This is a genomic window from Streptomyces sp. CNZ287, from assembly GCF_007827615.1.
Map to the genome: position 1 here is coordinate 1 of NZ_VISV01000015.1, position 15,988 is coordinate 15,988.

The window sequence follows — 15,988 nt, forward strand, 5'->3', positions numbered from 1 at the left end:
AAATCCTCTACCTCCGCTTCTTCCGCGACATGACCCAAAGCAGCATCGCCGAACACCTCGGCATCTCCCAGATGCACGTCTCCCGCCTGATCAGCCGTACCTGCGAGCGGGTGTACGCGCGCGTGGAAATGGACCGGACCGCCGCGTAGATCGCCCTCCCCCCGCCGACCGCATCGGCTCCGGGAATCGGGGTACCCGCCGCGTCCGTACCCGCGAACGTCCCCGCGGGAGTTCACGGATCACACCGGCCGCGACGACGTGGTCGACCAGCTCCCTCGGCCCCGCCTGCTCGGTCATCATCGTGTATCCGATTTGCACCATAAGGGCAAGTCTCCCCGGTCGCGGCGAGCAGGGCACCTCTTGTCCGTTTGATGTCGTCCCGGGGGTGGCACACGATGGTGTGATCCGACCGAACGAAGCCGACAGGAGGCACACATGCCGAGCAGATCCAGCCAGAAACGGGAACGTCAGTACGAGCACATCAAGGAGGGTGCGCAACGGCGCGGCACCGGCACCCGGCGGGCGAAGGAGATCGCCGCCCGCACGGTGAACAAGGAACGCGCCCGCACCGGCGAGGCCCGCACCGCCAGCCGTACCTCCACCAGGGACATCTCCTCCGGCCGCAGGGGCGGTCTCCGCTCCCACTCGGGCCCCGGCGGGCCGACGTACGACCAGCTCTACGCGGAGGCCCGGCGCCGCAACATCCGCGGTCGCTCGTCCATGAACAAGGCCCAGCTCAAGCGCAAGCTCGGGCGCTGAGAGCCGCGGCCGGGACCCGGTCGCCACCCGTACGGCCGAGTGCGGGCGTCCGGGTCCCCGCACCCGCACCCGCGTCATCGAAAGGCCACAGCATGCCGACCAAAGTCTCGGACTACGTCCTCGAACGGCTGCGCGCGTGGAAGGTCGAGCACGTCTTCGCCTATCCCGGCGACGGCATCAACGGGCTCCTCGCCGCCTGGGGCCGGGCGGACAACAGTCCCCGGTTCGTCCAGGCCAGGCACGAGGAGATGTCCGCCTTCCAGGCCGTCGGCTACGCCAAGTTCTCCGGCCGGGTCGGCGTGTGCGCCGCCACGTCCGGGCCCGGCGCCATCCACCTCCTCAACGGCCTGTACGACGCCAAGCTCGACCACGTCCCCGTGGTCGCGATCGTCGGGCAGACCAACCGCAGCGCCATGGGCGGCTCCTACCAGCAGGAAGTGGACCTCCTCAGCCTCTACAAGGACGTCGCCTCCGACTTCTGCGAGATGGTCACCGTCCCGGAGCAGTTGCCCAACGTCCTCGACCGCGCCATGCGCACCGCCATCGCCCGCCGGACGGTGACCGCCCTCATCATCCCGGCGGACGTGCAGGACCTCGACTACTCCGCGCCCGAGCACGCGTTCAAGATGGTGCCCTCCAGCATCGACATGTCGAACTACGACCCCGTCCCGGCGGAGCCCGACATCGAACGCGCCGCGGAGTTGCTGAACGCGGGCGAGAAGGTCGCCATCCTCGTCGGCCAGGGCGCGCGCGGCGCCCGGCGGGAAGTCATGGAGGTCGCCGACCGGCTGGGCGCCGGCGTGGCCAAGGCGCTTCTCGGCAAGGACGTGCTCGACGACGAACTCCCCTACGTCACCGGGGCGGTCGGCCTGCTGGGCACCCGGCCCTCGTACGAGCTGATGCAGGACTGCGACACGCTGCTGGTCATCGGCTCCAGCTTCCCCTACTCCCAGTTCCTCCCCGAGTACGGCCAGGCGCGCGCCGTGCAGATCGACGTCGACGCGCACATGGTCGGTCTGCGCTACCCGTTCGAGGTCAACCTCGTCGGCGACGCCCGCGCGACGCTGCGGCGGCTCCTGCCGCAACTGCGGCAGGCCCGGGACGGCGGCTGGCGCAAGGGGATCGAGCAGAAGAACGCGCGCTGGTGGCAGGTCATGGAGCGGCGCGCCGCGGTCGACGCCGACCCGGTCAACCCCGAGTACGTGGTGCACTGCCTCAACGGCCTGCTGCCGGAGAACGTCATCCTCACCGCCGACTCCGGCTCCGCCGCCAACTGGTACGCACGCCACCTGCGGCTGCGCGACGGCATGCGCGGATCGCTCTCCGGCACGCTGGCCACCATGGGCCCCGGCGTCCCCTACGCGATCGGGGCGAAGTTCGCCCACGGCGAGCGGCCCGCGATCGCCCTGGTCGGCGACGGCGCGATGCAGATGAACGGCCTCGCGGAGCTGATCACGATCCAGAAGTACTGGCAGGACTGGGAAGATCCCCGGCTGATCGTGGCGGTCTTCAACAACCACGACCTCAACCAGGTCACCTGGGAGATGCGGGCCATGAACGGCGCACCCCAGTTCCTGCCCTCGCAGTCCCTGCCCGACGTGGCGTACGCGGACTTCGCGCGCTCCCTCGGCCTGGGCGGCATCCGCGTGGACAAGCCGGACAAGGTGCAGCACGCCTGGGAGACCGCCCTGGCCGCGGAAGAGCCCTGTGTCCTCGACTTCCACACCGACCCGGCCGTACCCCCCATCCCCCCGCACGCGACCCTCGACCAGATCGAAGCCGCCGCGGCCTCCGTCCTCAAGGGCGACAGCGACCGCGCCGCCATGCTCCGCCAGGGCATCAAGGCCAAAGCCCAGGAGATGCTGCCGGGCCGCGACCGCCGCGAGGAACGGTGACGCCCGCCCGGACCATGGGGAGACCGGCGACAGCCGTCGGCACCGTACGGGCCGAAGCGCCGGGGCAGACGGCAGTCGGCGGCGGTCACCGCCGCACCACCGGATAGGGCGGCGGCATGGATCACTCGCGCGCCCCGGTGCTTGAAGCACTCGGCCACTACCGGCGGGACGGCCTGCTCCCCTTCACCCCGCCCGGGCACAAGCAGGCCCGGGGCGCGGATCCCGAGGTGCGCGAGGTGCTGGGGGACGCCGTGTTCGCCTCCGATGTGCTGGCGATCAGCGGTCTGGACGACCGGCGGGCCTCAGGCGGCGTGCTGCGGGACGCCGAGCTGCTGATGGCGGACGCCGTACGGGCCGAGCACACCTTCTTCTCCACCTGCGGCAGCTCGCTGTCGGTCAAGGCGGCGATGCTGGCGGTGGCGGGGCCGTACGAGAAGCTCCTGGTGGGCCGGGACGCGCACAAGTCCGTGGTCTCCGGGCTCATCCTGTCGGGACTGCGCCCGGTGTGGGTCGAGCCGTCCTTCGACGACGAGCGGCACCTGGCGCATCCGCCGTCCCCGGCGGCGTACGAGCGCGCCTTCACCGAGCACCCCGACGCCCGCGGTGCGCTGGTGACCAGCCCGACGCCGTACGGCTCGTGCGCGGACCTGGCGGCGCTGGCCGGCATCTGCCACCGGCGCGGACGTCCGCTGCTCGTGGACGAGGCGTGGGGCGCCCACCTCCCGTTCTCCGACCGGCTGCCGACCTGGGCGATGGACGCCGGCGCGGACGTGTGCGTGACGAGCATCCACAAGATGGGCAGCGGTCTGGAGCAGGGCTCCGTGTTCCACCTGCAGGGCGACCGCATCGATCCCGCGGTGCTCCGATCCCGCGCCGACCTGCTGGGCACCACCAGCCCGTCGGTCCTCATCTACGCCGGCCTGGACGGCTGGCGCCGGCAGATGGCCCTGCACGGCCCCCGGCTGCTCGACCGCGCGCTGGACCTGGCCGCACACGTACGGGCGCGGATCGAGGACATCCCCGGACTCCACGTGGACGGCCACGCCGAATACGCCGGCACCGGGCTCGCCGCCGCCCTCGACCCGCTGCCCGTCGTCATCGACCTGGCCGGGCTGGACCTCTCGGGCTACGCCGCGGCCGACTGGCTGCTCCGGCACCACCGGCTCACCACCCACCTGGCCGACCATCGCCGCATCAGCACCCAGCTCACCCACGCCGACGACGAGTCGACCGCCGGCGCGCTGCTGGAGGCGCTACGGGACCTCGCCGCGCACGCCGCGGAACTCCCCCGGCCGGCGCGCGTCGCCGTGCCGTCCGCGGCCGAACTGCGCCTGGAGCAGACCTGCCTGCCGCGCGACGCCTACTTCGGCGCCGTGGCCGACGTACCGATCGGCGAGGCCGCGGGCCGGGTGGCGGCCGAGATGCTCACGCCCTATCCGCCGGGGATCCCCGTCGCCCTGCCCGGGGAGCGGCTGAACGGCCCGGTGCTGGACTACCTGGCCACCGGGATCCGCGCGGGCATGTACGTCCCGGACGCCGCGGACCCCCGGCTGCGCACGGTCCGGGTGCTCGCCGGCGAGGGGCCCGCACCGGGCGCCTGACACCGGGCCGGTAGCGGGTGTCTGAACGTCCGGCTGACGGGTACCGGGGAAGTCCGGCCCGACGGCACCGGGCCGTCGTACCCCCAGGCGAAGGAGACAGCCATGGCCGATCAGCAGGTCCACGAGATCATGACCGCGGCCCCGGTAGCGGTGGGCACGCTCACCGCGGTGCCGGAAGCGGCGCGCAGGATGCGCGACGACGACATCGGCGCCGTCCTGGTCACCGACGACAACGAGCTGCGCGGGCTGGTCACCGACCGCGACCTCGTGCTGCGCGTCCTGGCCGCGGGACGGGACCCCGGCAGCACCACCGTCGCCGACGCCTGCAGCCAGGAGCTGGTCAGCGTGGGGCCCCGCGAACGGGTGGACCACGCCGTGGAGTTGATGCGCGAGCACGCGCTGCGCCGGCTCCCCGTCGTCGACGAGGGCGGCGGCGTCCTCGGGGTCGTCTCCCTGGGCGACGTGGCGGTGGAACGGGACCCGGCGTCCGCCCTGAGCGACATCAGCATGGCGATGCCCAACAACTGACCCGCCCCCGCACCGGGCGCCGCCACCGGGACCGGACCCGTCACCGCCGGGTCCGGTCCCGTTCCGGCGCCTCGTCCGGGATGCCGAGTTCGTCTTCGAGTTGCCGGATGCGCTCGTGTACGTGCCGGGCGTCCAGGCGGCGCTCGTACCGGCTGCGCCTGGGACGTGCGGTGACGACGGTGACCACGATCCGCCCGGCGGCGTACACCGGGACCGTCAGCGGCCAGAGCAGCCCGGCGGCCACCGCGGCGGCCGTCACCCCGGGACGGTCGTGGGTATCGAAGTACCCGACCGGGTCCGTGCGCTCGCGGCCGTCGAGAAAGATGATCTGCCGCCGCAGGAGCCCGTAGAACAACCGGGCGGCAAGCGGTATGCCGGCCACGTAGCCGACCGTCCCCAGGACGGGGAACCACGACATCACGACGACGCTCCAGAACTCGACCGGCCGCGCGAACCCGCGGCCGCCTGAGCCGGGTACCGCGAAACCACCGCGGGCATGCGCCACGGCCGGGGCAGCCCGCCCTGCGGCGCCCGGCCGGGGCGGGCCCGCTCAGCGCGCGAGCAGGGTGCCGAGCGGCCCGAGGTCCAGGTTCAGGTCGTCGCGGGACAGCCCGTGCTCCGCGCAGAGTTCGTCCATGCGCTGGTCGAGCAGCATCAGCGTGGTGCCGATCCGCTCCACCTGCTCGTCGGTGAGGTCGTCCTGGTCGCAGCGGCGAAGCGCCTGCCGCTCCATGAGCTGACGGAGCAGTTCGACGACGGTCAGAACGAGGGAGACCAGGTCGCGGCCGACCCGGTCGGGGTCGAGGTCCAGCCGGCCGGCCGCCGGTTCGCGGGCCGTCCGGTGCGAGGTCAGCGTCACAGCGGACCCCCGTCTCCCCACGGAGCGGCCACGCGCTCGTTGATGGACGAGAGCAGCGCGTGCAGGGAAACGCGCACGAGCGGCACCTCCGCGATCGCCAGTACGAGGTCGCCGCTGACCACGACGCCCGTGTTGAGCACGCGGTCGAGCAGGTCCACCAGCGGCACCCCGATGGGGGCGCCGCGGTCCGGTTCCTCCCAGGCGACGACCTCGCCCACGTGTTCACCCACCGGCACCGGTCACACACCCGCTTCCGCGAACGAGTACGGCACCCACGGGCCGGTCAGTTCGATCTCGACGTCCCGGCACTCCGGTCTCTGCCGCAGGCGGCGTACCGCGTCGGCGACCTCGGCGGCGCGCGCCTCGTCGACCAGGTAGGCACCGTTCAGGAGATGCACGCCGCGCCCCGGGGTGTGGCCGGTGTCATGCGGACGCAGCCGCCGTCCGGCGACGGCGAGATCGGCGAAGACCCGGTCCACCTCCTCGACCGCCTGGAGACCGGCCTCCTGCCGCCGTTCCCGCTCATGCCGCGCGCCGCGCAGCCGGTCCAGATACGCGTGCCCCGGGCGGGCTGCCGTGCGCCCGTCGTCCCTGCGTTCCGGCGTGTGTGCGGCAGGCGCGGTGTGGCTCCCGGCCGGCCGCGCGTAGACCTTCACGCCCCACTCCGCCCGGCCAGCGATCCGCCGCAGGGCCGCGGTGAAGCGGTCCCGGTCGGCGCCGAGCGCGGCCGAGGCCCGCGCGTCGCCGCGATAGATCGTCGCCAGCGGGAGGGGCAGGACCGGTGCCGCGGTGGCCGCAGCGGCGACGACGGCGTGGTGGGCACGGGCGCAGCGTTCCAGCTCCGTACGGTCCGTCAGCCGCTCGCGCAGGGCGTCCTCGCCGAACTCCGCGGCCGGCACGTCCTGTACCACGGCGGCGAGATCGCCGAAGCGGAGCAGCCGCACGGGGGCGCCGGGCGCCTGCCCCGGCAACCCGGCCAGGGCGGACTCGTCACCGCCGCGGCAGACCGCGTAGACGTACGTGGCCGTGCTTGCGGGCGCGTCCGGCTGCGCCGCCCCGCGTACCGTCCCGGTCATCAGTGGTGCCCCTTCCGTACGGACTCCCAGCCGTCCGCCCCGGCACGCTCGGGCCGGTGGCCCTCCACGCTCGCCTCCAGCTCCGCGACGCGCTCGCGCAGCCGCGCGTTCTCCTCGTCGACGGCGTCGCGGTGCGCACGGGTGGAGAGCGCCGGATCGGTCTCCCACCAGTCGATGCCCGCCTTCTTGGCCGTCTCGACGGACGCGACGAACAGGCGGAGGCGGATGGTCAGCAGCTCGATGTCGAGCAGGTCGATCTTGATGTCTCCGGCGATGACGATGCCCTTGTCGAGGACGCGTTCGAGGATGTCGGCGAGGTTGGCCGGTCCCGAGGGGGTGGAGGGCAGGTGGGTGAGGGGCCGGTCAAGGACATGATCCGTCACCTTCTCCGGCCCCCTCGCCGCCGCCCGTCGTCCTCTTCTTCCTCGTCCTCTTCCTCCTCGCCGCCTTCGTCTTCCTCTTCTTCCTCGTCCTCTTCTTCCTCCTCGCCGCCTTCGTCTTTCTCTTCCTCCTCGTCTTCCTCGCCCTCGTACTGCTCGTCCTCCTCGCCTTCCTCTTCCTCCATGGCCTCCTCGTGGCTGCGCACGACCTCGCCGTCGCGGATCTCGCCGCGCCAGCCCTCCGCGTCCTCCGACTGGAGCGTGACGTAGCGCTGGAAGTGCTTGAGGTCGAGCCGGAGCCGGCGGCCCTGGGCGCGCCAGATGTTGCCGGTCTTCTCGAAGAACCCCGACGGGTAGTACTCGACGACCACCGTCACGCGCGTCAGCTCGTCGTCCAGGACGTGGAAGCTCACGGCGCCGCTCGTCGTTCCCTTCGACCCTTCGGACGACCAGACGATCCGCTGGTCCGGTACCTGCTCCGAGACGGTCGCGTCGAAGCTGCGGCTGGAGGGCCAGACGCGTACTTTCCAGGTGGTCTTGGTCTCGTCCTCGGGGTCCCGGGTGACGTTGCTGACGCCGTTCATGAAGCCGCCGAACTCCTCGAACTGCGTGAAGTGGTCGTAGACCACACGCAGTGGACGGCCGATGTCGACGTGCTCGATGATGTTGATCGCTTTGAGGTCGCCCGGCTTGCTCCCGCCGCCGTCCGCGCCGACGGCCTCCTTCGCCTTGCCCACGACCTTGTCCTTGGTGTCCTTCGCCTTCTCGGCCGCCAGCGCCTTCACGGGGTTCTCACCCTTGACGGCGCGGGCCGCGGTCTCGGCGAGGGCGCCGCCGCCGTCGTGCGCGAGCTTGCCCTCGGCGATGCCGGTGAGCTTGTCGGTGGCCTTCCCGACGGCGTGCTTGCCGACCGCGCCCAGGTACTCCAGGAGCTCGTCGCGCAAGCGCGCCAGCGGCGCGGCGTCTGCGGTCTCGTCGGTGTCGGTACTTCCGCGCTGCGGTGTCATGGCCGCTGCCTCCTTGAGGGCCGGTCGGCCGTCGTCCGCGCGCTCTTCGCGGTGCCGCGGCTGCCGCGCTCGGCACCGGCGGCCACCTTCTGCCGCGGCCCGGAGGTGGTGGGCCGGGCGGTGCCGGCCGTCTTCCTACGCGCCGGGGGCCTCCGCTTCGACTCGGCGGTGTGCCGGTCGCGGCTCTCGTCGTCCTCATCCCGCCCGGCATCTGCGTCACGGTCCTCGCGCTCCTCCCCCGGTGCGCCGAGGCGGTCCGTACGCTCGCGCAGCAAGTCGCTGAGGGACGCGACCCGGCGGTCGACGAGCGAGCCGATCGCCGACCGCGCGGCCGTCACCATCTGGTCCGTGCCCTGGCCGGACGCCGCCGCGAGCTGCGGCGAGTCCGCGATCCGCCGCGCGCCCGCGCCCAGCAGGTCCTGCGGGGCGAGCCGCCTGCCCGCGACGAGGGCGGCGACGGTGAGGGCGAGCTTGGCCTTCCTCGTCCTGCCGAGGAGGTAGCCCCCGGCGACTCCGGCAAGCATGGTCGTCCTGTAACTGTCTGTCATGACCCACTTCCTGGGCTCAGAGGGTGGTCGGGGTGGTGGGGGCCACCGGCGTGGCCGGGGCCGCCGGGTTCGGACGGCAGCGCCGCGAGGGCGGTGCCGGGCTGCTCCAGCAGGTCGAGAATGCGCTCCTCCTCGCGCTCGAACTCCTCCTCGCCGAGTTCCCCCGCCTCGTACGCTCGGTTCAGTTCGCCGAGCTGGACCCGCAGCGTGCCTGGGTCGTAGAGCTCCTGCTCCGCGGCGTCGAGCAGTCGGCCCGCGACCCACTCGACGCCCCGCACCGGCACCAGCGGCAGCAGCATCAGCCCGCTGAGCAGACCCATGTCAGCTCCTCACCGCTACGGGCCGCGGGGCGGTACCGGCGGCGGCACGGCCGCCCTCCCGGGGAACGAAGCTGTAGCACGGCAGCGGGCCCGTCAGCCGCAGCTCCACCAGGTCCCGCAGCTCGGCCGCCCTGCGGTCGACCAGCTCTCTGCAGCGTTCCGCGTGCGCATGCGGCATGAGATAGGAGGTGTTGAGCACGCACCCGGGCACCTCGGCGCCCTGGACGCGCTCGTCGGCGAGCACCGCCAGTTCCTGCGCGACGCCGTCGGCGGCTCGGGCGGCCCGCCGGGCGAGACCCTCGGCGATCGCCGAGCCGAGCCGGACGTTGCCCTCGTAGGTCGGCCGCCGGCGGACGTCCGCCGCCAGCCGCCGCACGGCCGGGTCGTCCCGTACGAGTGCTTCCACGCCGCCCTGTGCGGGCATGGCCTTGAGGTTCATCTCGGTGCGGCGGTCGAGCCGTCGCAGGGTGTCGAGGTGCGTCGCGGCCGCGGCGTCGAGGGCGCTCCGTACCGTCTCCTCGTCGTCGGCGACCATCCCGAACCGCATCGGCAGAACGGGGGCCGCCGCGCAGAGGGCCAGCAGCAGGTCCTGATGGCCGGTCAGATCGCGCCTGCGTGCGCGCAGATCGTGCGGGACGTCGCTGACGACCGCGGCCAGCTCGCCCGCGGGCAGCAGCCGGACCGGGGCCGGCGGCCTGCCCACGCCCCAGAGGCCGAGCGGCAGTGCCAGGTCGGCGTGGACGACCGCGTACACGTAGAGCGGAGAGGGGGCCACCGCTCACGCCGCCCTGGAGTGCCGGCCCGAACGGCCGGAGGTCTTCGAGGCGGTCTTCTTGGCGGTTTTCTTGGCGGCTTTCTTGGCGGTTGTGGAGCGGGTGCCCGAAGTACGTTTGCGGGGCGGTGCCTTCTCCGTCTCCTCCGCGTCCCGCTCGTCGTACTCGTCCTCCCGGTCGTCGTCCTCGTCGATCCCGATCGCCTCCTTCACTCGGCCGCCAAGGGACTTCGCGGCTTTCTTGGCCCCGGTGGTGGCGATGGTGCTGCGGGACATGCCGGCGAAGAGGTCCGGGACCGTCCTGGTGGAGGCGTCCTCGTTGAGGTCGAGGCGGTTGCAGATCTCGGCGAAGCGGAGGTAGGTGTCGACGCTGGCGACCACGATGCGGGCGTCGATCTTGAGGATCTCGATACCGACGAGCGACACCCGGACGAAGATGTCGATGACCATGCCGCGGTCGAGGATGAGTTCAAGGACGTCGTAGAGGGTTCCGGCGCGCGGGACACAGACTGCGGCCTCGTTGTATGTGGTGGTGGTCGTCGACATAGGGCTCTTCCTCTTCCAGGGGAACGGCGTCGCCGCCGTCAGTCGTCCCGCGCGCCGCGCCGGTAGCGCCTGATCCGCTCGTACTCGACGAGGCGCCCCCCGCTGTCGAGTTCCACCGCGTAGGTCGCGAGCAGGCTGGTCGTATCCGGGATCCGCGGCACCTCCAGCACGTCCACGTGTACCCGCCAGCCCTCCTCGGCCCGGCGCACGGCCGACACGCCTTCGGCTTCGTGGGTGATGAGGCGGGCCAGGCTGCGGCACGCGCGGCGGGCGGCCTCCTCGGGCTCGTCGACCGCGTGGTCGGCCTTGCTCCCGGAGGCGCGCTTCGAGGTTGACTTCGCGGCGGGTCGGGCCCGCCGTTCACGTTGCTCGGACACAGGGCCAGTCTGTGGCGGGTGCGACGCCCCCGCACGTGGTGGTGGTCCATACGGGGAGCGGGGCGGGCAACCGGCTTCGCGGCAGGTGCCCGCGTGCCCCGCGCGTACTCCCGGGCGGCACGAGCCCGGGGGTGCCGGCGTCAGGTGCGGCAGAGGCAGAAGGGGTGTCCGGCCGGGTCGGCGTACACGCGGAAGTTCCGCTCGCCGCCGTCGTCGTGAAAGTCCAGCGGCCGCGCCCCGAGCGCGAGGGCACGCGCCTGCGCTGCTTCCATGTCCGAGACGGTGAGATCGAGGTGGAGCTGCTGTGCGGTGTCGTCCGCGCGGGGCCAGGACGGCGGCCGGAGCCGGGCGCACGCTGGAAGCCGGTCCGGGTAGCGCCGGGCGTGCGGAGGTCGTACCAGATGTCGTTCACGCTGCGGGCCGTCGACGGCCTCGCGTACGGGCCCGCGCGACCCAGCGGGCAACGCGGCTCGGAGCCATACGGCTCCGGCATCGCGAGGCCGCCGGGCACGCCTCCCGGGTCAGTCGGTCGCCACCGCCTTGCCCCCGCGCGGCTTCTTGGCGCCCGCGTGCAGTACGTCCGCGTCACCCCGGACGTCCGCGGCGAAGGCTTCGGCGCTCGCCTCGGCGGCGATGTCGCTGATGTCCTCGTTGATCTCGTGCGCCGCCCGTTTCACATCGACCGCGAGTTTCACGGACGTCTTGATAGTGCCGCGGACGACCGGCCTGACCGCTTTCTTGACAAGAGGCGCGGAAACCACTCCGACCAAAAACACAGGAAGCACTGGGAGCATCGCCGACACCCGCCCTTTCACGTCCATTTCACGTTCCGACTGCCGATTCAGAGACTAGCGGACGAAGCGGACTTCCTACCACCATGACCTGCGAGCCTTCACTCTTTCGAGTGCCGCGGGATAGAGTCTTTCTTCCCCATCCCGGCTTGACCTATCGTTTCCCGCGTGAATGACCGAGAAAACCGGGACGACGACCTTCTCTATTCTGCGGAACTGCGGCATGCGGACGGCGAATACCTGCTCACCATCAACGACCACAGGTGCGGCGAAATCGAGGTCTTCCCGGTGTCACGCAAGGCCGTGAAGAGAATCCCCTTCTATCTTTCCGCGCTGCGCGGAAAGCTCCCCTGACCTCCGCTCAGACCCGCCGCTGCCGCACCACCCGCACACCCGCCCGGGGGCCTTCGAGCAGCGCGTGCGCCAGCACGCTGTAGAGGACGTCGTTCGGGCCGTCGGCGATACGGAGCCCGCGGATGTCGCGGAGGCGCTTCTCCATCGGAGTGTGGCACGTGTACCCGTCGCTGCCGTGGAGCTGGAGACCGAGGTCGACCGCGCGGTACGAGGCGTCCGTGGCCAGGGCCTTCGCCGCGGAGCACGCCGCCACGCCGGCCCCGTCCGCGTCCCGGTCGAGGCCCTCCAGCAGCGAGAAGCACCAGGCGGTGGCCGCCTGCACCTCCGCCGCCGCGGTACCGAGCCGGGACGCCACCGACGGGATGCTCGCCAGGGACGTCCTGCCGACGCTCTGCCGGCGGGTGCGCGCCATGGCCTCGTCGATCGCGGCGCCCGCCGCGCCCAGGCAGACCAGCGCCATCATCAGCCGCCAGCCGGCGAAGTGCGCGTCGAAGATCCGGCGGCCGTCGCCCGGGGCGCCGAGCAGCAGGTCGCGCCCGACCCGTACGCCGTCGAAGTGCAGATGACCCAGGCTCCAGCCGCGCAGGCCCAGCGGGGCGGCGGTCTGGGTGCGCACGCCTGGGGCGTCCATCGGCAGCCAGAGCGCCGACAGCGGCACCTCCCGCAGGGCCGCGCGGTCACCGGCGTCGGCGCCCTCCGCGGTCAGGGCGGCGGCCTGCTCGGGCGCGACCACCTTGCAGAAGACCACGAAGCCGACGGCCTCCTCCACCCGGCTCACCAGCCCCTTGGTGCCCGACACCACCAGGTGGTCGCCGTGGTCCACCGCCACGGTGCGCAGGCCGCGCAGATCCGAGCCTGAGTGCGGCTCGCTGGAGGCGACGCCCGCCAACTCGCCGCGCTCGACCACCCGGTCGCGTACCGCGTGGGCGACGGCGGGCGGACCGTAGCGCAGGGCCATCGCGCCGTGGCCGGAGCTGAAGACCTCGCGCGCGTCACAGTCGCGCCGTCCGGCCAGGTACATCGCGAGCCCCTGCGCCACCCGTTCGAGCCCCGGGGGCACGGCCGCGCCCCGGCCCCCGCCCGGCGCGTGGCCGGCGCCGTCGGCCGCGTCCCCGCCGCCGCCCCGCGCCGCCACGTCGAAGCCCGTCAGCCCGGCCCGGGCCGCGTGCCCGCGCAGTTCGAGCCAGGGCGGCCGGGGCGCCTCCTCCGTGACGGGCTCGGGCAGATGCCGGTCGAGGAAGTCCGTGACGCGGGCGGCGAAGTCCGCGAGCGCGGGGTGGCGGGCGAGGACGGCGCGGAGTTCCGGCGAGGGCACGTACGGGCCGCCGGGGGGCGGGAGTTCGCGGGCGGGGCGGGCCGGTGCGGCCCCCGGCCGTGCCGAGCCGGCCGGTGCGGAGGCCGCCCGTGGCGGTGTCATCGGCCACCGTCCACCGGCTCGGCGAGGCTGCGCGGCCGCATGTCGGTCCACGTCCTCTCGACGTACTCCAGGCACGCCTGCCGGGTGTCCTCGGAGAGGGCGACGCGCCAGCCCCGCGGTACCTCGGCGAAGGCCGGCCAGAGCGAATGCTCGCCCTCGTCGTTGACGAGCACCAGGAAACGGGCTTCGTCGTCCTCGAACGGATTGGTCGCGTGCGTCATTCCACGCTCCTGGTTCTCAACGGACGTTCACTGTCTCGGTTCAGCGGAATTTCTTGAGGCTCCGCGTGTCGTTACCGCCTGAAGGAATGACCACCTGCTACATGAGCGCCGGCCTGCCCGACCGGAGCTTCCACAGCGAGCTGTAGACGCCGCCGAGCGCGACCAGTTCGTCGTGCGTCCCGCGCTCCGCGACCGTGCCCCCGGAGCCCATGACGTAGATGCGGTCCGCGCACTGGACGGTGGAGAGCCGGTGGGCGATGACGAGCATCGTGCGGTCGGCGCCGAAGACCTGGAGGGCCCGCTGGATGGTGGCCTCGGTCTCGTTGTCCACGGCGGACGTGGCCTCGTCGAGGATGACGACCGGCGGGTCGCGCAGGACGGTACGGGCCAGCGCGATCCGCTGGCGCTGGCCGCCGGAGAGCGCCGCGCCCCGCTCGCCGACGCGGGTGTCGTAGCCGTCGGGGAGGCCGTCGATGAACGCGTGCGCTCCCGCCGTGCGGGCGGCGGCGACGAGTTGGGCCTCGGTCGCCTCGAAGGTGCCGTAGCGGATGTTCTCCGCGATGGTCGCGTCGAAGAGGAACGGCTCCTGTGCGACGTACCCGATCGCCCGGCGCAGGTCGGGCAGCGCCAGGGTGCGCACGTCGGTGCCGTCGAGCAGGACCTGTCCCCGCTCGGGGTGGCGAAAGCGCATGAGGAGCTTGGCGATGGTGGTCTTGCCCGCGCCGGTGGTGCCGACGAGAGCGGTGGTCCGGCCCGGCGGGATGATCAGCGAGGTGTCGCGCAGCACGGGTGCGCGGCCGGGATAGGCGAAGGTCACCTTCCGCAGCTCGATGCGCCCCCGCAGGCTGCGCAGGGGCAGTTCCCGGCCGGCTGCGGCCGGGTCACCGGTCCCGGCGCCCCCCTGCGGTTCCACGGGCAGCTCGTGCAGCCGCTCGATCCGCTCCAGGGCGGCGAGGGTGCGCTGGTAGTGGTCGGAGGCGCTGCCGACGCGGGACAGCTTCAGCATGGCGATGCCCGGGAGTTCGATCAGCGGGCCGAACGCCGCGATCGCCAGCTCGCCCCGCAGCACGGCCCGTCCGCCGAGCAGCACCGTGCCCACCAGCGCGGAGCCGCCGGCCAGCCGCAGGATCTGCGGCGGCAGCGCGGCGCTGCGCCCGGCGGACCTGTTGGCCTCGCTGCACCGGCCGTTCAGCTCGCCGATACGGGCGATCTCGTGCGCCTCCGTCGTGGCGGACTTGATGGTGGTGTGGGCGTGCAGGTTCTCGGTCACCCTGCTGTTGAGCTGCGCCCGGCGTTCGCCGCAGGCGGCGGTGTCGGCCACCGCGCGTTCGTGGAAGCGGAACGAGAGCCAGGCCACGAGCGGGATCGGCGCGAACGCGATCCAGGCGAGCTGCGGCGCGAGCAGCAGGAACATCGGGACGAGGAGCGCCAGTCCGGCGCACATCTGCACCACGTCGTGCATGTTCGTGCCGACGAAGGTGCCGAGCCGGCCGATGTCCTCGGACAGCACGGCGTTCACGCGGCTGACGCGCTCGTTCTCCAGGTCGGCCGGCGCCACGCTCTGGACGTGGGCGTAGGTGCGGGTGCGCCAGTCGTCCTCGACGTCCTGGGCCACCCCGCGCCAGGCGACTCCGGCGGCGTACCCGGTGCCCGCCATGACGGCGCAGGCGAGCGCGCCGGCGGCGGCGAGGGTGCCCAGTTGGGCGGAGATGCCGGCGATGCCGTACCGGGTGAGGGTGGCGCTGCCGCCGCGCGCGACGAGCAGCACGATCGAGGGGGTGAGCGCGAAGAGCGCCATCTCCGCCAGCGTGGAGAGGCCGGAAAGCAGCGCCGCCACGCCGAACTTGCGCCGGTGCCGCCCGACGATGCGCCGCACCGCGTGCCGCCGTGGTCCCGGCCCGTCCGGCCCTTCCCGGGCCCGGTCGGTTCTGCGCCAGGCACGCCGGACGACGACGGCCGTGGCGACGGCGGCGGCGCCGAGGGTGAGCAGGGGGCGCCTGAGGAACCGCAGCAGCAGCGGCCCGCCGGTGACGGCCGCCGCTGCCGCGCAGCCGAGGCCCAGGATCCGGGGAAGCCTGCGGGCGGTGCCTGCCGCACCGCGCGGTGGGCGGGCCTCGGGGAGGTACGCGGGCGGGGCGGCGGGGCCGTCGCCCAGGGCGTTCGCCGCGGGCGTGTGCAGGGCGGTGAGCACGCGGTCGACCGCGACGTACAGCAGCCGGGCGGCGTCGCGCGGGGCGAGGGTGTGGTCGTGCCGCAGCAGCACCCGGCCGGTGACCGGGTTGACGCGTACGTCCTCGATGCCGCGAGCCTGCCGCAGCGACGCCTCCGCGACCCGGGCAAGCCCCGGTCTGCCGCGGAAGAGGTCGACTTCCCAGCGCTGCCGGCCGGGCAGGATCGAGCGCGGCCGGGGCACGGCGCGGCCACCGTTCCCGCTGCGGGCGCGCGGTGCCGCCACGGCCACGCCGTTGGCGCGAGGGCCTGCGGCCAGGGTCGAGGTCATCGGAAGCAACCACCGGTTCTCTCATAAGGGGCGCCGC

At 73.0% G+C, this 15,988-nt stretch carries 21 protein-coding genes and 1 pseudogene; 6 read left to right on the forward strand and 16 right to left on the reverse strand.

Annotated elements, in window-relative coordinates; genetic code table 11:
- The 5 genes from FB457_RS24310 to FB457_RS24335 all read left to right on the forward strand — a co-directional run.
- On the forward strand, window positions 1-149 hold a 149-nt coding region (locus tag FB457_RS24310), incomplete at its 5' end, for a sigma factor-like helix-turn-helix DNA-binding protein (protein ID WP_486589131.1).
- 286 nt (window positions 150-435) lie between these two features.
- Complete coding sequence (locus tag FB457_RS24320; protein ID WP_145783278.1) at window positions 436-759, forward strand: plasmid stabilization protein; 324 nt, start codon at window positions 436-438, stop codon at window positions 757-759.
- 92 nt (window positions 760-851) lie between these two features.
- Window positions 852-2,654: a thiamine pyrophosphate-requiring protein gene (locus FB457_RS24325; RefSeq protein WP_145783280.1), complete on the forward strand. Its 1,803-nt coding sequence runs from the start codon at window positions 852-854 to the stop codon at window positions 2,652-2,654.
- A 116-nt stretch (window positions 2,655-2,770) separates the two neighbouring features.
- On the forward strand, window positions 2,771-4,255 hold the full coding sequence (locus FB457_RS24330) for an aminotransferase class I/II-fold pyridoxal phosphate-dependent enzyme (RefSeq protein WP_047019439.1): 1,485 nt from the start codon (window positions 2,771-2,773) through the stop codon (window positions 4,253-4,255).
- A gap of 102 nt (window positions 4,256-4,357) precedes the next feature.
- On the forward strand, window positions 4,358-4,783 hold the full coding sequence (locus FB457_RS24335; protein WP_145783283.1) for a CBS domain-containing protein: 426 nt from the start codon (window positions 4,358-4,360) through the stop codon (window positions 4,781-4,783).
- 40 nt (window positions 4,784-4,823) lie between these two features.
- Here the strand turns inward: FB457_RS24335 and FB457_RS24340 are convergent, their stop codons facing one another.
- From FB457_RS24340 to FB457_RS24400, 13 genes and pseudogenes are all read right to left on the reverse strand, one after another.
- Window positions 4,824-5,201, reverse strand: a complete 378-nt coding sequence (locus tag FB457_RS24340) for a hypothetical protein (RefSeq protein WP_145783285.1) — start codon at window positions 5,199-5,201, stop codon at window positions 4,824-4,826.
- 132 nt (window positions 5,202-5,333) lie between these two features.
- Entirely contained in the window at window positions 5,334-5,642 is a 309-nt protein-coding gene (locus FB457_RS24345) for a gas vesicle protein K (protein WP_047019437.1), read from the reverse strand.
- Complete coding sequence (locus FB457_RS24350; protein WP_047019436.1) at window positions 5,639-5,878, reverse strand: gas vesicle protein; 240 nt, start codon at window positions 5,876-5,878, stop codon at window positions 5,639-5,641. Before FB457_RS24350 ends, FB457_RS24345 begins: the two co-directional genes overlap by 4 nt.
- 3 nt (window positions 5,879-5,881) lie before the next feature.
- Window positions 5,882-6,718: a GvpL/GvpF family gas vesicle protein gene (locus tag FB457_RS24355; RefSeq protein ID WP_047019435.1), complete on the reverse strand. Its 837-nt coding sequence runs from the start codon at window positions 6,716-6,718 to the stop codon at window positions 5,882-5,884.
- Entirely contained in the window at window positions 6,718-7,101 is a 384-nt protein-coding gene (locus FB457_RS24360) for a gas vesicle protein (protein WP_047019434.1), read from the reverse strand. The genes FB457_RS24355 and FB457_RS24360 overlap by 1 nt, the downstream gene beginning before the upstream one ends.
- Entirely contained in the window at window positions 7,098-8,105 is a 1,008-nt protein-coding gene (locus FB457_RS24365; protein ID WP_047019433.1) for an SRPBCC family protein, read from the reverse strand. Before FB457_RS24365 ends, FB457_RS24360 begins: the two co-directional genes overlap by 4 nt.
- Window positions 8,102-8,653 carry a hypothetical protein gene (locus FB457_RS24370; RefSeq protein ID WP_253911548.1) on the reverse strand — a complete coding sequence of 184 codons (552 nt, stop codon included), beginning with the start codon at window positions 8,651-8,653 and terminating at the stop codon, window positions 8,102-8,104. The genes FB457_RS24365 and FB457_RS24370 overlap by 4 nt, the downstream gene beginning before the upstream one ends.
- On the reverse strand, window positions 8,650-8,973 hold the full coding sequence (locus FB457_RS24375; protein WP_164492619.1) for a gas vesicle protein GvpG: 324 nt from the start codon (window positions 8,971-8,973) through the stop codon (window positions 8,650-8,652). Before FB457_RS24375 ends, FB457_RS24370 begins: the two co-directional genes overlap by 4 nt.
- A gap of 1 nt (window position 8,974) precedes the next feature.
- The gene (locus FB457_RS24380; protein WP_145783286.1) at window positions 8,975-9,748 is read right to left on the reverse strand and encodes a GvpL/GvpF family gas vesicle protein; all 774 of its coding nucleotides are present in this window, start codon (window positions 9,746-9,748) and stop codon (window positions 8,975-8,977) included.
- Window positions 9,749-9,751: 3 nt separating this feature from the next.
- On the reverse strand, window positions 9,752-10,291 hold the full coding sequence (gene gvpJ / locus FB457_RS24385; protein ID WP_047019431.1) for a gas vesicle protein GvpJ: 540 nt from the start codon (window positions 10,289-10,291) through the stop codon (window positions 9,752-9,754).
- Between the two features lie 38 nt (window positions 10,292-10,329).
- The gene (gvpO, locus tag FB457_RS24390) at window positions 10,330-10,668 is read right to left on the reverse strand and encodes a gas vesicle protein GvpO (protein ID WP_047019430.1); all 339 of its coding nucleotides are present in this window, start codon (window positions 10,666-10,668) and stop codon (window positions 10,330-10,332) included.
- Window positions 10,669-10,808: 140 nt separating this feature from the next.
- Window positions 10,809-11,074: pseudogene (locus tag FB457_RS24395) on the reverse strand (VOC family protein); the annotation flags it as partial.
- Between the two features lie 115 nt (window positions 11,075-11,189).
- Entirely contained in the window at window positions 11,190-11,429 is a 240-nt protein-coding gene (locus FB457_RS24400; protein WP_486589132.1) for a DUF5132 domain-containing protein, read from the reverse strand.
- Window positions 11,430-11,627: 198 nt separating this feature from the next.
- Here FB457_RS24400 and FB457_RS24405 point away from each other — a divergent pair, with 198 nt between their 5' ends.
- Window positions 11,628-11,813, forward strand: coding sequence for a hypothetical protein (locus tag FB457_RS24405; protein ID WP_145783288.1), 186 nt, complete (start codon window positions 11,628-11,630; stop codon window positions 11,811-11,813).
- A 7-nt stretch (window positions 11,814-11,820) separates the two neighbouring features.
- Here FB457_RS24405 and FB457_RS24410 read toward each other — a convergent pair whose 3' ends face one another.
- The 3 genes from FB457_RS24410 to FB457_RS24420 all read right to left on the reverse strand — a co-directional run bounded on the left by FB457_RS24410 (window position 11,821) and on the right by FB457_RS24420 (window position 15,951).
- Window positions 11,821-13,230 carry an acyl-CoA dehydrogenase family protein gene (locus FB457_RS24410; protein ID WP_047019428.1) on the reverse strand — a complete coding sequence of 470 codons (1,410 nt, stop codon included), beginning with the start codon at window positions 13,228-13,230 and terminating at the stop codon, window positions 11,821-11,823.
- Window positions 13,227-13,451, reverse strand: coding sequence for an MbtH family protein (locus FB457_RS24415; RefSeq protein ID WP_047019427.1), 225 nt, complete (start codon window positions 13,449-13,451; stop codon window positions 13,227-13,229). Before FB457_RS24415 ends, FB457_RS24410 begins: the two co-directional genes overlap by 4 nt.
- Before the next feature lie 97 nt (window positions 13,452-13,548).
- Window positions 13,549-15,951: an ABC transporter ATP-binding protein gene (locus FB457_RS24420; RefSeq protein ID WP_145783290.1), complete on the reverse strand. Its 2,403-nt coding sequence runs from the start codon at window positions 15,949-15,951 to the stop codon at window positions 13,549-13,551.
- Window positions 15,952-15,988 lie beyond the last annotated feature (37 nt).

Coding starts and splice junctions, on each gene's coding strand:
- FB457_RS24340 (WP_145783285.1), bottom strand. CDS start 5,201: ATGTCGTGGTTCCCCGTCCTGGGGACGGTCGGCTACGTGGCCGGCATA.
- FB457_RS24375 (WP_164492619.1), bottom strand. CDS start 8,973: ATGGGTCTGCTCAGCGGGCTGATGCTGCTGCCGCTGGTGCCGGTGCGG.
- FB457_RS24320 (WP_145783278.1), top strand. CDS start 436: ATGCCGAGCAGATCCAGCCAGAAACGGGAACGTCAGTACGAGCACATC.
- FB457_RS24365 (WP_047019433.1), bottom strand. CDS start 8,105: ATGACACCGCAGCGCGGAAGTACCGACACCGACGAGACCGCAGACGCC.
- FB457_RS24410 (WP_047019428.1), bottom strand. CDS start 13,230: ATGACACCGCCACGGGCGGCCTCCGCACCGGCCGGCTCGGCACGGCCG.
- FB457_RS24370 (WP_253911548.1), bottom strand. CDS start 8,653: ATGACAGACAGTTACAGGACGACCATGCTTGCCGGAGTCGCCGGGGGC.
- FB457_RS24415 (WP_047019427.1), bottom strand. CDS start 13,451: ATGACGCACGCGACCAATCCGTTCGAGGACGACGAAGCCCGTTTCCTG.
- FB457_RS24355 (WP_047019435.1), bottom strand. CDS start 6,718: ATGACCGGGACGGTACGCGGGGCGGCGCAGCCGGACGCGCCCGCAAGC.
- FB457_RS24335 (WP_145783283.1), top strand. CDS start 4,358: ATGGCCGATCAGCAGGTCCACGAGATCATGACCGCGGCCCCGGTAGCG.
- FB457_RS24325 (WP_145783280.1), top strand. CDS start 852: ATGCCGACCAAAGTCTCGGACTACGTCCTCGAACGGCTGCGCGCGTGG.
- FB457_RS24420 (WP_145783290.1), bottom strand. CDS start 15,951: ATGACCTCGACCCTGGCCGCAGGCCCTCGCGCCAACGGCGTGGCCGTG.
- gvpJ (WP_047019431.1), bottom strand. CDS start 10,291: ATGTCGACGACCACCACCACATACAACGAGGCCGCAGTCTGTGTCCCG.
- FB457_RS24330 (WP_047019439.1), top strand. CDS start 2,771: ATGGATCACTCGCGCGCCCCGGTGCTTGAAGCACTCGGCCACTACCGG.